The organism is Streptomyces sp. SLBN-118 (assembly GCF_006715635.1).
GTDB lineage: Bacteria > Actinomycetota > Actinomycetes > Streptomycetales > Streptomycetaceae > Streptomyces.
Map to the genome: position 1 here is coordinate 3,774,747 of NZ_VFNP01000001.1, position 13,217 is coordinate 3,787,963.

Annotated in this window: 12 protein-coding genes; 5 read left to right on the forward strand and 7 right to left on the reverse strand. The window is 69.8% G+C overall.

Features of this window, described 5'->3' with window-relative positions; translation table 11 throughout:
- Nucleotides 1-154 precede the first annotated feature (154 nt).
- A complete protein-coding gene (locus tag FBY35_RS17265) occupies nt 155-1,447 on the forward strand; it encodes a M18 family aminopeptidase (protein ID WP_142214653.1) in 1,293 nt (430 codons plus the stop codon).
- Between the two features lie 74 nt (nt 1,448-1,521).
- Nucleotides 1,522-1,893, forward strand: coding sequence for a hypothetical protein (locus FBY35_RS17270; RefSeq protein ID WP_142214654.1), 372 nt, complete (start codon nt 1,522-1,524; stop codon nt 1,891-1,893).
- Nucleotides 1,894-1,904: 11 nt separating this feature from the next.
- Here the strand turns inward: FBY35_RS17270 and FBY35_RS17275 are convergent, their stop codons facing one another.
- Nucleotides 1,905-3,728, reverse strand: a complete 1,824-nt coding sequence (locus tag FBY35_RS17275; protein ID WP_142214655.1) for an NHL domain-containing thioredoxin family protein — start codon at nt 3,726-3,728, stop codon at nt 1,905-1,907.
- 41 nt (nt 3,729-3,769) lie between these two features.
- On the opposite strand from FBY35_RS17275, the gene FBY35_RS17280 reads away from it, so the two are divergent.
- Nucleotides 3,770-4,270 carry an LURP-one-related/scramblase family protein gene (locus FBY35_RS17280; protein ID WP_142214656.1) on the forward strand — a complete coding sequence of 167 codons (501 nt, stop codon included), beginning with the start codon at nt 3,770-3,772 and terminating at the stop codon, nt 4,268-4,270.
- A gap of 23 nt (nt 4,271-4,293) precedes the next feature.
- On the opposite strand, the gene FBY35_RS17285 is transcribed toward FBY35_RS17280, so the two are convergent.
- Nucleotides 4,294-5,091 (reverse strand): carbon-nitrogen family hydrolase, encoded by a 798-nt coding sequence (locus FBY35_RS17285; protein ID WP_142214657.1) that lies wholly within the window; start codon nt 5,089-5,091, stop codon nt 4,294-4,296.
- A 163-nt stretch (nt 5,092-5,254) separates the two neighbouring features.
- Between FBY35_RS17285 and FBY35_RS17290 the strand changes: the two genes are divergently transcribed.
- On the forward strand, nt 5,255-6,079 hold the full coding sequence (locus FBY35_RS17290) for a maleylpyruvate isomerase family mycothiol-dependent enzyme (protein WP_142214658.1): 825 nt from the start codon (nt 5,255-5,257) through the stop codon (nt 6,077-6,079).
- Between the two features lie 86 nt (nt 6,080-6,165).
- Here the strand turns inward: FBY35_RS17290 and FBY35_RS17295 are convergent, their stop codons facing one another.
- Together FBY35_RS17295 and FBY35_RS17300 are read right to left on the reverse strand one after the other, a co-directional pair.
- The gene (locus FBY35_RS17295; RefSeq protein ID WP_142214659.1) at nt 6,166-7,467 is read right to left on the reverse strand and encodes a nitrate/nitrite transporter; all 1,302 of its coding nucleotides are present in this window, start codon (nt 7,465-7,467) and stop codon (nt 6,166-6,168) included.
- Nucleotides 7,464-8,105 carry a GntR family transcriptional regulator gene (locus FBY35_RS17300; RefSeq protein WP_142214660.1) on the reverse strand — a complete coding sequence of 214 codons (642 nt, stop codon included), beginning with the start codon at nt 8,103-8,105 and terminating at the stop codon, nt 7,464-7,466. The genes FBY35_RS17295 and FBY35_RS17300 overlap by 4 nt, the downstream gene beginning before the upstream one ends.
- 289 nt (nt 8,106-8,394) lie before the next feature.
- Between FBY35_RS17300 and FBY35_RS17305 the strand changes: the two genes are divergently transcribed.
- Entirely contained in the window at nt 8,395-9,276 is an 882-nt protein-coding gene (locus tag FBY35_RS17305; protein WP_186356999.1) for a D-alanyl-D-alanine carboxypeptidase family protein, read from the forward strand.
- Nucleotides 9,277-9,371: 95 nt separating this feature from the next.
- Here the strand turns inward: FBY35_RS17305 and FBY35_RS17310 are convergent, their stop codons facing one another.
- From FBY35_RS17310 to pdhA, 3 genes are read right to left on the reverse strand one after another with little or no spacing between them, the layout of a single operon-like run.
- Nucleotides 9,372-10,784 (reverse strand): dihydrolipoamide acetyltransferase family protein, encoded by a 1,413-nt coding sequence (locus FBY35_RS17310; RefSeq protein ID WP_142214661.1) that lies wholly within the window; start codon nt 10,782-10,784, stop codon nt 9,372-9,374.
- A gap of 14 nt (nt 10,785-10,798) precedes the next feature.
- The gene (locus FBY35_RS17315) at nt 10,799-11,779 is read right to left on the reverse strand and encodes an alpha-ketoacid dehydrogenase subunit beta (protein ID WP_142214662.1); all 981 of its coding nucleotides are present in this window, start codon (nt 11,777-11,779) and stop codon (nt 10,799-10,801) included.
- Between the two features lie 2 nt (nt 11,780-11,781).
- A complete protein-coding gene (gene pdhA, locus FBY35_RS17320) occupies nt 11,782-12,930 on the reverse strand; it encodes a pyruvate dehydrogenase (acetyl-transferring) E1 component subunit alpha (RefSeq protein ID WP_142214663.1) in 1,149 nt (382 codons plus the stop codon).
- Between the last annotated feature and the right edge of the window lie 287 nt (nt 12,931-13,217).

Sequence of the window (13,217 nt, forward strand, 5' to 3'; positions counted from 1 at the left end):
TGGAGACCAACGTCACGCACGAGCCCCGCAATTCGCCAACAGCGTCCCGGCTCGGGGGCGGGCCACAGCCATGACCGGCCCGGAGCGGACGCGCCGCCGACCGCGCGCCCCGAACGGCAAACGGGCGAGGGGCATCCCTCGTTAAGGTGACCCCATGAGCGCGAGATCCGCCCGCTTCGACGGCGGCCACACCGACGACCTGATGTCCTTCCTGGCGGCGAGCCCGTCGCCGTACCACGCCGTCGCGAACGCGGCCGCGCGGCTGGAGAAGGCCGGATTCCGGCAGGTCCTCGAGACGGACGCCTGGGACGCCACGTCCGGCGGCAAGTACGTGCTGCGCGGCGGCGCGATCATCGCCTGGTACGTGCCCGAGGGCGCCGAGCCGCGCACCCCGTTCCGGATCGTCGGCGCCCACACCGACTCACCCAACCTGCGGGTCAAGCCGCTGCCGGACACCGGCGCGTACGGCTGGCGGCAGATCGCCGTCGAGGTGTACGGGGGGACGCTGCTCAACACCTGGCTGGACCGGGACCTCGGTCTCGCCGGCCGGCTCACCCTGCGCGACGGCAGCCACCGCCTGGTCAACATCGACCGTGCGCTGCTGCGCGTACCGCAGCTCGCCATCCACCTGGACCGCTCGGTCAACGACGGGCTGAAGCTGGACCGGCAGAAACACCTCCAGCCGATCTGGGGCCTCGGCGACGTCGAGGAAGGCGATCTGATCCGGTTCCTGGAGCAGGAGTCGGGCCTCGCCGAAGGCGACGTCGCCGGCTGGGATCTGATGGTGCACTCCATCGAGCCGCCGTCCTATCTGGGCCGCGACCGGGAACTGGTCGCCGGTCCGCGGATGGACAACCTGCTCTCGGTCCACGCGGGCACGGCCGCGCTCGCCGCCGTCGCCGAGTCCGGGAACCTGCCCTGCGTCCCGGTCCTCGCCGCCTTCGACCACGAGGAGAACGGCTCCCAGGCCGACACCGGCGCCGACGGACCGCTGCTCGGCAATGTGCTGGAGCGTTCGGTGTTCGCGCGCGGCGGTACCTACGAGGACAAGGCGCGCGCCTTTGCCGGCACGGTGTGCCTGTCCTCCGACACGGGCCACGCCGTGCACCCCAACTACGCCGAACGGCACGACCCCACACACCACCCGCGGGCCAACGGCGGCCCGATCCTCAAGGTGAACGTGAACCAGCGGTACGCCACCGACGGCAGCGGCCGCGCGGTGTTCGCCGAAGCCTGCGAGCGGGCGGGGGTGCCGTGGCAGACGTTCGTGTCGAACAACGCGATGCCGTGCGGCACCACCATCGGCCCGATCACCGCAGCCAGGCACGGCATCCAGACCGTCGACATCGGCGTCGCGATCCTGTCGATGCACAGCGCACGTGAACTGTGCGGCGCGCAGGACCCGTATCTGCTGGCGAACGCCCTCTCCGCATTCCTGGAGTCCTGAAATCCCCTGATCCGAGTGCCAGTTGGGGGTTTGCGAAACATCTGCGAAAGCAGCCGTACGCAACGGTGACCACCATGGTTCTCATCGGTCATCACAAGGTGGTCACCCACCGGCCCGGCCCCTCGCGCCGCACCCTGTCCCTCACGCTCGCCTCGGCGGTCGCGGTCCTTGTCGCAGGGTGCTGGTTCGTCATCCAGCAGTACAACGAGCGGCCGCCGTGGGCCGAGGACATCTCATACGAAGCGGGGTACGTCCAGGGCAAACGGGTCCGGATGTACGACCCGACCGGCCAGGAGGTGAAAAAGCTCCTGGCCGGCGGATGCGCAAAGATCCGGTCCGCCGGCTGGGGCGGACGCAAGGCGACGTACGAACCCGGCCTGTGGGTGAACGGCTGCCTGGACGGTGCGGCGGGCCGCCAACCCCTGCGACAGGGGCTCTTCCACTAGGTGCTGCCGCGCTACTCCTGGTCCATCCCGGCCAGTACGAGCGGCAGCCGCGTGACCCCGTCCCCGCTCACCCGCACCGGAACACCCCAGTCCTGCTGGTGCACATGGCAGGCCGGGTACTCGTTCGCGGGATCGTCGTCGCAGGACGCCGCCATCGCCGAGACATGCAGCACCCCCTCAAAGACCGCAGGATCGATCTCCAGGTCGCGCGCGAGGTCCGTGCCCACGCCCTCGCCGGAGATCAGCAGCTCCGGCGGGGTCGAGGAGACGAGCAGCCGGGTCGAGGGCCCGTACCGGGTGTCCAGCTTCTGGCCGGCCGGGGCCTGGAAGACCACGTCCAACCGCAGCTTGCCCGCGGCGACTTCGGTCGCGGCACGCTGCGTGCGGTGGGCGACGGCCTCCACGCGCACCGCCTCCTCCGGCAGCCGCAACCGGGTCAGCCGGTGCCGCGCGGACTCGACCACGACGATGTCCTCGCCCAGCAGCACGGCGTCGCTCGGCTCCCGCAGATCGGTGGCCAGGGTGGTCACCTCGCCGCTGTGCCCCTCCTGAAGAGGAGGTGTGTAGCGGCGCAGCGCGTGGTTGTAGGTGTCACTGACGGCCACCGAACCGTCCGGCAGCGCGGTCACGCCCAACGGGTGCTGGAGCAGAGCCTGTCCGGCCGCCCCGTCGCGGTGACCGAAGTCGAAGAGTCCGGTGCCGACGGCGGTGTGCACGGCGCCTTCGCGGTCGACGTACCGCAGCGCGCTGGTCTCCGAATCGGCGACCCACAGCCGCTCCTCGGTCGCCGCGAGACCGGACGGCTGGGCGAACCACGCCTCGGCGACCGGGCCGTCGACCAGGCCCTCGTTGGTGGTGCCCGCCGCGACGCGTACCGTGCCCTGCCCGGGGTCGTACGCCCACAGCTGGTGGACGCCCGCCATGGCGATCCACACCTCGCCCTGCCACCAGGCCACGTCCCACGGCGAGGAGAGGTCCACGTCGAGGGCCGGACCGTTCGTCGGCGAGCCCTGCCACCACTGCTTGCCGGTCCCGGCGACGGTGCTGGTCTCGCCGCTCTCCAGGTCCAGAACGCGCAGGGCGTGGTTGACCGTGTCGGCGACGACGACGTGTCCCCCGGGCAGCAGGGCGAGACCCTGCGGCTCACTGAACCGTGCCCGCTCCGGGCCGCCGTCGACGAGCCCGCGCTCACCGTCTCCGTACCGCTGGAGGACCGTCTCGGCGTCGGCCGACAGCCGCACCAGCTGATGACGGGTGGTGTCGGAGACCAGAAAACCGCCGTCCGGCAGCACGAGCGCCTTGCCGGGGAAGCGCAGATGCGTGGCGACCGGCTCGGGCGCGACATACGGCCCGTCACCGCGCCGCAGCGTGCCCTTGGCCGCGTGCTCGGCCTCCAGCTCCTCGACGAGCTTCTCGATGGCGTGTGCATGCCCCTCGCCCGCGTGCTGGGCGACCACATAGCCCTCGGGATCGATGACGACGAGGGTGGGCCAGGCGCGTACGGCGTACTGCTTCCAGGTGGCGAGCTCGGGGTCGTCGAGCACGGGGTGATGCACCTGGTAGCGCTCGACGGCGTCGACGACGGCCTGGTGCTCGGCCTCGTGCACGAATTTCGGCGAGTGGACGCCGATGATCACCACGGTGTCGCGGTGCTTCTCCTCCAGCTCGCGCAGCTCGTCCAGGACATGCAGGCAGTTAATGCAGCAAAATGTCCAAAAATCGAGGATGACGATGCGTCCTCGCAGGTCAGCAAGGGTGTACTGGGTGTCGCCGGTATTGAGCCAGCCGCCCTTGCCGATGAGCTCGGGGGCCCGAACGCGTGCACGTGTAGCCATACCCCCATCCAACCGCACGCGAGCGGGTACGCATTCCTGCCATGAAATACCTCGTACGCGACAAGATCTTCGCGCTCGGTGACGACTACTGGATCGAGGACGAGCAGGGGCGCCAAGCCTTCCTCGTCGACGGCAAGGCGCTGCGGCTGCGCGACACGCTGGAGCTCAAGGACCCGAGCGGGCGGGTGTTGATCACGCTGCGCAAGAAGCTGCTGAGCCTGCGGGACACGATGACCGTCGAACGGGGCGACACACCGCTCGCCACGATCCGCAGGAAACGGCTCTCGCTGCTGCGCAACCACTACCGGGTGACGCTCGCCGAGGGCACCGAACTGGACGTCAGCGGCCGGATCCTGGACCGGGAGTTCGTGGTCGAGTACGAGGGCGAACTGCTGGCGCACATCTCGAAAAAGTGGTTCCGGGTACGGGAGACATACGCGGTCGATGTCGTCCGGGAGGACGCGGACACGGCGCTGATGATCGCGGTGGCGGTCTGCGTGATCCGCATGGCGGAGAGGGAACGCGGGGGCGACGACGACTAGTCTGTGGCGTCGCCCGCCGGAAGCTAGGTCCGGGGCGGCGCGTCCACGCCCAGCCGGCGGTCCTTCAGCGCCGGGAACTGCTCCCGCGTCGTCGTCACCTTCTCCGCCGTCAGCTCCACCCTCAGGACCTCCTCGCCCGGCCCCGCCTCCGCCAGGACCTCGCCCCACGGGTCGACCACCACGCTGTGGCCCGCCTGCTCGACCCCCGCGTGGGTCCCCGCGGTGCCGCAGGCCAGGACATAGGCCTGGTTCTCGACCGCGCGGGCGCGGGCCAGCAGGGTCCAGTGCTCGCGGCGGCGGGCGGGCCAGCCGGCCGGGACGACGAAGGCCTGGGCTCCGGCGTCCACTAGGCCGCGGAAGAGTTCGGGGAAGCGCAGGTCGTAGCAGGTCGCCAGGCCGACGGTGAGGCCGGGCAGCGGGACGGTGACGAGCTCGTCGCCCGCGCCCATCATCACCGCCTCCCCCTTGTCGAAGCCGAAGCGGTGGATCTTGCGGTAGGTGCCGGCCAGTTCACCGGCGGGGGAGAAGACGAGAGAGGTGTTGTAGAGGTTGCCGTCCGCGGCCTTCTCGACGACGGAGCCCGCGTGCAGCCACACGCCCGCGTCGCCGGCGGCCTTCGCCATCACCTCGTAGGTCGGCCCTGTGACCGTCTCCGCCTCATCGGCGAAGGACTCGTAGGCGAACGCGCCGACGGGCCACAGTTCCGGCAGGACAACCAGATCGGCGTCCCGTTGTTCGCGTACCAGCGAAGCAACCCGCACTCTACGAGAATTGACCGATTCGTCCGGGTCTACTGCGATCTGGATGAGAGAGGCGCGCACACTACCACCGTCCTGGCATTCGAGCCGTCAACGCGGGCCTACGATCGTCACACGAAAGCACTGCCGGGGTGCCGCCCGGCAGCGTAACTTAACTGCCGAGCTTCCCACGCAGCCCAGCAGTCAGCAGCCCAGCCCGCGTACCGCAGAACCGCCGAGGGGTCCCGTGACCGTCCATCCCAGCCTCCAGACCTACGCCGACGCCTGGACCCACTCCATCGAATCAATAGCCGAACTGGTGCAGCCACTCGTGGAAGGCGAGTGGAACCGAGCGACGCCGTGTCCGTCCTGGTCGGTCCGCGATGTCGTCTCGCACGTCATCGGCATGGAGTGCGAGATGCTCGGCGACCCCCGGCCGATCCATACGCTGCCACGTGATCTCTACCATGTGCAGAGCGAGTTCGCCCGCTACATGGAGATGCAGGTCGATGTGCGCCGGCACCACACGGCCCCGGAGATGACCTCGGAGCTGGAGTACACGATCATCCGGCGGGCCCGTCAGCTCCGCAATGAGACGCGCGCCCCCGACACGATGGTCCGTGCCCCGCTCGGCGCCGAGCAGACCCTTGAACTCGCCATGCGGATGCGTGCGTTCGACACGTGGGCGCACGAGCAGGATCTGCGGACGGCGCTCGGCAGGCCGGGCAACCTCGACTCCCCCGGCGCGTACGTCGCCCGGGACTGCCTGCTCGAAGCCCTTCCGAAGGTCGTGGCCAAGGACGCGGGTGCGCCCGCGAATTCGGCCGTCGTCTTCGATGTGCACGGTCCGGTGGAGTTCCTGCGGACGGTCCGGGTGGACGCGGACGGCCGCGGCACGGTCGACGGCGCGCCCTCGCTCGGGCCGGTGGTGACCCTCGCCATGGACTGGGAGACGTACGTCCGCCTGGCGTGCGGCCGGGTGCGGGCGGCCGCCGTGCAGGACCGGGTCAAGGTGGACGGTGACGCGGAGCTGGGCGCGGCGATTCTGCGGGAGTTCGCGGTCACGCCGTAGCGCAGCGGCCGGGCGCTCGGCACCCGCCACGCGCGCAGGAGGGTCCGCGCCGGTCCGGTGACGCGGGACGCTCCACGCCCGGCCCCTCACGCCGGTACGTGCACGACCTCCACCCGGCTCGCCACCAGCCGTTCCCGCTCCCGCCGCACCGTACGTGCCCGCAGCCGCAGGATCTGCCCGACCCCGACGGCCTCCAGCACGAACACCGACGAGAACGCGATCCGGTAGTTGCCGCCGGTCGCGTCCAGCAGCACCCCGACCGCCAGCAGTGTCGTCATGGAGGCCACGAAGCCGCCCATGTTGACGATGCCCGACGCTGTTCCCTGCCGCTCCGGGGGATTGGCGGGGCGGGCGAAGTCGAAGCCGATCATCGATGCGGGCCCGCAGGTCCCGAGGACCGTGCACAGTGTGATCAGCAGCCACATCGGGGCATGGTCGCCGGGGTACCCGAGGGTGGTCGCCCACAGGAGTGCGGTCGTCCCTACCGTGCCGAGGGCGAGCGGGACCCGGGCCGCATGGTGACGCGCGATGATCTGCCCGTACACCAGGCCCACCACCATGTTGGAGAGCACCAGCAGGGTCAGCAGCTCCCCGGCCGTCTCCCGGGACAGATCTTGCGCCTCGACCAGGAAGGGCATTCCCCACAGCAGCAGGAACACCATCGCGGGGAACTGGGTGGTGAAGTGCACCCACAGGCCGAGCCTGGTGCCGGGCTCCTGCCAGGACCGGGCGATCTGCTTGCGTACGAAAGCCGGCCCCGCGTGCTGGACGGGTGGCGGCTCGTGGCCCTCGGGGTGGTCCTTGAGGAAGAGCACGAGCAGTACGAGGACGACCAGTCCGGCCGCCGCGCTTCCCGCGAAGGTGGCCGTCCAGCCGAGGCCGTGGAGCATCCGGGCGATGACGATGGTCGAGACGAGGTTGCCCGCCATCCCGAAGAGCGCGGCGACCTGCCCGATGAGGGGTCCGCGGCGCGCCGGGAACCAGCGGCTGCCCAGCCGCAGCACGCTGATGAAGGTCATCGCGTCACCGCAGCCGAGGAGCGCACGCGAGGCGAGTGCCATGCCGTACGAGGGGGAGAACGCGAAGCCCAGCTGTCCGGCGGTGAACATCACCACGCCGATCGTGAGGACTTTCTTGGTGCCGAGGCGGTCGACCAGCAGACCGACGGGTATCTGCATCCCCGCGTACACGAGCAGCTGGAGGATGGAGAAGGTGGACAGCGCGGAGGCGTTGACGTCGAAGCGGTCGGCGGCGTCGAGGCCGGCGACGCCCAGGGACGTGCGGAAGATGACCGCGACGAAGTAGACGGCGACGCCGATGCCCCAGACCGCGGCGGCCCGCCGTCCGCCGGGTGGATCGCCCGGCAGGGCGACGGCGGACGCGCTCACCGTACCTCGCCCCGCGCCAGGTTGCTGAACCAGCCGACGTGGCGGTGGACGAGGGCGGCCGCGGCGTCCGGGTCTCCGGCGCGCAGGGCCTCAAGAATTTCGCTGTGCTCGGCGACGTTCTTGGCGATCCGGTCGGGGTGGGAGTGCATGACCGCGACGCCCATCCTCAGCTGCCGGTCGCGGAGTTGGTCGTAGAGGCGGGAGAGGATCGCGTTGCCGCAGCTGCGCACGATCTCGGCGTGGAAACAGCGGTCGGTGACGGCGACGGCGGCCAGGTCGCCCTCCTCGCCCTGTCGCTTCTGCTGTTCGAGGAGCTCTTCAAGGCGGGCGATCAGCTGCGCAGAGGCCGGTACGGCCTTGCGGGCGGCGTGCTCCTCGACCAGCAGCCGGGTCTCCACCACGTCGGCGATCTCCTGTGCGGAGACGGCGAGGACCAGGGCGCCCTTCTTCGGGTAGAGCTTGATCAGCCCTTCGACCTCCAGCTTGAGGAGCGCTTCACGGACGGGGGTGCGCGATACGCCTACGGCGTCGGCCAGTTCGCCCTCGGTGAGGAGCGTTCCGCCTTCGTAGCTGCGGTCGAGGACGGCTTGCTTGATGTGGGTGTAGACGCGTTCGGCGGCTGGTGCTGCGGCGGGCATGCACACAGCTTAGATACAACACAGGTGCATCAGAAGTCCGGTCCACCATGCAGGACGGGCAAGGGGTTTGAAGATCCGGGACGAGAAATACGCACCATCCGTACATCCATTCGCTCCGCTCGCGTGTCTCACCTCGGGACCCTGTTTTCCTGGGCCCCCAACCGACTTTGAAAGTCACGGTATTTAACGGACTTTCGACGCAAACGCGACTATCGGAGCGTTCCCTTTGATACTCAAAAGCAAGGGCCTGCGCAGAGCCGCCGGCGCCGCCCTCGCCGGCGGCCTGCTGATGGCGGCCTCGCCCCTGGCCACGACAGCCCAGGCGGCGGTGCCGATCCCGACCATCAGCGCCAAGGGCGGTTTTCTGCTCGACCAGGCGGACGGCAAGCCGATCTACGGCAAGGCCAACAACATCCGCCGCCAGATGGCGAGCACGACGAAGCTGGTGACGGCCATCACGGTCCTCACCCAGCCGGGCGTGGACCTCAACAAGAAGGTCACCGTCAAGCAGGCGTACCGGGACTATGTCGTCCGGCAGGGCGCGAGCACCGCGGACCTGCGCACCGGCGACAAGCTGACCGTCCGCCAGCTGCTGTCCGCGATGATGCTGCCGTCCGGCTGCGACGCCGCGTACGCCCTCGCCGACGCCTACGGCACCGGTACGACGACCGCCGCGCGCACCTCTTCGTTCATCGGCAAGATGAACGCGAAGGCCAAGCAGCTCGGCCTGGTGAACACGCACTTCGACTCGTTCGACGGCATCTCCGCGGCCGGCGCCAACTACACCACCCCGTGGGACCTGGCGAAGTTCGCACGCCACGCGATGAGCAGCGCGACCTTCCGCGATGTCGTCAAGGCCACGTCGTACAAGACCGTCGCGACGACGAGCACCGGCGCCACCCGCACGTACACCTGGTACAACACCAACACCCTGCTCGGCTCGTACAGCGGGGCCATCGGCGTGAAGACCGGCACCGGCACGGCTGCCGGCCCCTGCCTCGTCTTCGCCGCCACCCGCGGCACCAAGACGTACGTCGGCGTCGTCCTCGCCAGCTCCAGCGTCACCGAGCGCACCAAGGACGCGGCGAAGCTGCTGGACTTCGGTTTCGGCTCCACCACCGCCCGGACGATGACCGTGCGAACGCTTCCGGCCGGCGCTCAGCGCGACTGACGCACCGGTGAAACACGAGGTCCCGTGACGCATCGCGTCACGGGACCTCGGTGTTCCGGGCCGTCGGGCCGTCAGGCGGTCAGGCGGTCAGGCGGTCAGGCCCAGGTGATCAGCCGCTTGGGCTGCTCCAGGATCGCCGCGACGTCCGCGAGCACCTTGGAGCCCAGTTCCCCGTCGACCAGCCGGTGGTCGAAGGAGAGCGCGAGCGTGGTGACCTGCCTCGGCTTGACCTTGCCCTTGTGGACCCAGGGCTGGAGCTTGATCGCGCCGACCGCGAGGATCGCGGACTCGCCCGAATTCAGGATCGGCGTACCGGTGTCGACGCCGAACACGCCGACGTTGGTGATCGTGACCGTCCCGCCCTGCATGGCCGCGGGAGTGGTCTTGCCCTCGCGGGCCGTGGAGACCAGCTCGCCGAGCGCCTGCGCCAGTTCGGGCAGGGTCTTGTCGTGCGCGTCCTTGATGTTCGGCACGATCAGACCGCGCGGCGTGGCCGCGGCGATGCCCAGGTTGACGTAGTGCTTCTGCACGATCTCCTGGGCGGCCTCGTCCCAGGCGGCGTTGACGCCGGGGTTGCGCTTGATCGCGACCAGAAGCGCCTTGGCGATCAGCAGCAGCGGGTTGACCCGCAGCCCCGCCATGTTCTTGTCGGCCTTCAGCTCGTCGACGAGCTTCACCGTCCGTGTCACGTCGAGCGTGATGAACTCCGTGACATGCGGCGCGGTGAAGGCGCTGCCGACCATCGCCGCCGCGGTGGCCTTGCGTACTCCCTTGATGGGGATACGGGTCTCCCGGGCGCCCGCCGCGACAGGCTCGGGGGCGGGCTGCGCGGCGACGGCGGGCTCGGCCAGGACCGGCGCGGGCGCCGGAGCCGGTGCGGCCGCCGCGTGGACGTCCTCGCGGGTGATGACTCCGTCCGGCCCGGTCGGGGTGACCGTCGCCAGATCGATGCCCAGGTCCTTGGCCAGCTTGCGGACCGGGGGCTTGGCGAGCGGGCGGGCGGCGCCGGGGGCGACGCCGTGGCCGTTCATCTCGCTCTGGATCGCGGCGGCTGCCGCGGCCTGCTCCGGGACGGGGGACGTGCCCTTGCGGGCGCGGCGCTTGGTGGAGGTCTCGGCGACGCCGTAGCCGACGAGGACGGGCGTGCGGCCCTTCGGCTCGGCCTCCTCGGCGGCAGGCGGCTCGGCGACGGGAGCCTGGGCGGCGGGCACCTCGGCGGCGGGTGCGGCGGGGGCGTCACCGCTGCCCGGCGCCACGTCGATCGTGATGATCGAGGTGCCGACGTCGACGGTCGTGCCCTCCTCGAAGCGCAGCTCGTGCACCACGCCGTCGTAGGGGATCGGCAGCTCGACGGCCGCCTTGGCCGTCTCGACCTCGCAGACGACCTGGCCGTCCGTCACCGTGTCTCCGGGCTGGACGTACCACTTGAGGATCTCGGCCTCGGTGAGTCCCTCGCCCACGTCGGGCATCTTGAACTCACGGAAGCGGAGCGAAGTGTCTTGAGTCATGGTCACGGCACTCCTCAGTACGCGAGCGAGCGGTCGACGGCGTCCAGCACCCGGTCGAGTCCCGGGAGGTACTCCTCCTCGAGCCGGGCCGGCGGGTAGGGGGCGTGGAAGCCGCCGACCCTCAGCACCGGGGCCTCCAGGTGGTAGAAGCACCGCTCCGTGATGCGAGCGGCGATCTCCGCGCCGGAGCCGTAGAAGACCGGGGCCTCGTGGACGACAACGAGCCGGCCCGTCTTCTCCACGGAGGTCTGGATGGTGTCGAAGTCGATCGGGGACATCGAGCGCAGGTCGATGACCTCGACCGACTTGCCCTCGTCTGCGGCCGCGGCCGCCGCCTCGACGCAGACCTTCACCATCGGGCCGTATGCCGCGAGCGTGAGATCCGAGCCCGCCCTGGCGACACGGGCCTTGTGCAGCGGGCCCGGGATGGCCTCGGTGTCGACCTCGCTCTTGTCCCAGTAGCGCCGCTTCGGCTCGAAGAAGATGACCGGGTCGTCGCTCTGGATCGCCTGCTGGAGCATCCAGTACGCGTCCGATGAGTTGGACGGCGAGATGACCTTGAGACCCGCGACATGCGCGAACAGGGCCTCGGGGGACTCGCTGTGGTGCTCGACCGCGCCGATGCCGCCGCCGTAGGGGATGCGGATGACGACCGGCAGCTTGATCTTGCCGAGCGCGCGGGCGTGCATCTTCGCGAGCTGCGTGACGATCTGGTCGTACGCGGGGAAGACGAAGCCGTCGAACTGGATCTCCACGACGGGCCGGTAGCCGCGCAGCGCGAGACCGATCGCCGTACCGACGATGCCGGACTCGGCGAGCGGGGTGTCGATGACCCGGTCCTCGCCGAAGTCCTTCTGCAGTCCGTCGGTCACCCGGAAGACGCCGCCGAGCTTGCCGACGTCCTCACCCATGATCAGGACCTTGGGGTCGGTCTCGAGTGCCTTGCGCAGCGACTCGTTGAGCGCCTTGGCGAGGGGAAGCTTCTGTACAGCCATGATTACTTGCCCTCCTCGGCGAAGGACGCCTGGTACGCGGCGAACTGCGCGCGCTCCTCGTCGACCAGCGCGTGTCCGTCGGCGTAGACATTCTCGAAGATCGCCATGTGGTCCGGGTCGGGCATGGCCCGCACCGCCTCACGCACGCGCTTGGCGAGCGAGTCGCTCTCCTCGTCCAGCGCGGTGAAGAACGCCTCGTCGGCGAGGCCCTCGTTCTCGAGATACGTACGCAGCCGCAGGATCGGGTCCTTGGCCTCCCACGCCTGGCGCTCGTCGTCGTGCCGGTACTTCGTGGGGTCGTCCGAGGTGGTGTGCGCACCCATCCGGTACGTGAAGGCCTCGACGAGGGTCGGCCCCTCGCCGCGGCGGGCACGCTCCAGCGCCGAGCGGGTCACCGCCAGGCAGGCGAGTACGTCGTTGCCGTCGACGCGGACGCCGGGGAAGCCGAAGCCCTGCGCGCGCTGGTAGAGCGGCACACGGGTCTGCTTCTCGGTCGGCTCGGAGATCGCCCACTGGTTGTTCTGACAGAAGAAGACGACCGGGGCGTTGTAGACCGCGGAGAAGGTGAACGATTCCGCGACATCGCCCTGGCTGGAAGCGCCGTCACCGAAGTACGCGATCACGGCGGAGTCGGCGCCGTCCTTGGCCACGCCCATCGCGTAGCCGGTGGCGTGCAGCGTCTGCGAGCCGATGACGATCGTGTACAGGTGGAAGTTGTTGGTGGTGGGGTCCCAGCCGCCGTGGTTCACACCGCGGAACATGCCCAGGAGATTGGTCGGGTCGACCCCGCGGCACCAGGCGACGCCGTGCTCGCGGTAGGTCGGGAAGACATAGTCGTCGTCGCGCAGCGCCCGGCCGGAGCCGATCTGTGCGGCCTCCTGGCCCAGCAGCGACGCCCACAGCCCGAGCTCGCCCTGCCGCTGAAGAGCGGTGGCCTCGGCGTCGAAGCGGCGCGTCAGGACCATGTCCCGGTACAGTCCGCGCAGCTCGTCCGGGGTCAGGTCGATCTCGTAGTCCGGGTGCTCGACGCGCTCACCCTCGGGCGTCAGCAGCTGTACGAGCTGGGGCTCAGAACTCTGCGGCTTCTTCGCGGCGCTCACGCGCTTGCTGCTGCGTCGCGGTTTGCGCGCGGCAGTGCTCTCCACGGTCACGTGCGTGCTCCTCCGTCGGTCCGGCCCCCGGGGTTGCCGGTGTGGCCAGTGCGGCTCGCCTATTTCCGTACCCGTGCACGGGGTGGGTGCCGCTCGGCCGGGAATCAGGCGTGACAGGTGCCCCGGCGAGCGCCTGCCAAAGGCACGTTACCCAGTGGGGCGCACTCGTGCGAAACCCCACTTGACCTGCGATTTTGCTTGGATTTCCAAGTAAATCGAGAAATGCGGGAACAACCACTGGTCACAGCCTTGCAGGCCGCCGGAACACCGGCACGTTATCCCGGGCA

Coding starts and splice junctions, on each gene's coding strand:
- FBY35_RS17265 (WP_142214653.1), top strand. CDS start 155: ATGAGCGCGAGATCCGCCCGCTTCGACGGCGGCCACACCGACGACCTG.
- FBY35_RS17270 (WP_142214654.1), top strand. CDS start 1,522: ATGGTTCTCATCGGTCATCACAAGGTGGTCACCCACCGGCCCGGCCCC.
- FBY35_RS17275 (WP_142214655.1), bottom strand. CDS start 3,728: ATGGCTACACGTGCACGCGTTCGGGCCCCCGAGCTCATCGGCAAGGGC.
- FBY35_RS17280 (WP_142214656.1), top strand. CDS start 3,770: ATGAAATACCTCGTACGCGACAAGATCTTCGCGCTCGGTGACGACTAC.
- FBY35_RS17300 (WP_142214660.1), bottom strand. CDS start 8,105: ATGCCCGCCGCAGCACCAGCCGCCGAACGCGTCTACACCCACATCAAG.
- FBY35_RS17305 (WP_186356999.1), top strand. CDS start 8,395: ATGGCGGCCTCGCCCCTGGCCACGACAGCCCAGGCGGCGGTGCCGATC.
- FBY35_RS17310 (WP_142214661.1), bottom strand. CDS start 10,784: ATGACTCAAGACACTTCGCTCCGCTTCCGTGAGTTCAAGATGCCCGAC.
- FBY35_RS17315 (WP_142214662.1), bottom strand. CDS start 11,779: ATGGCTGTACAGAAGCTTCCCCTCGCCAAGGCGCTCAACGAGTCGCTG.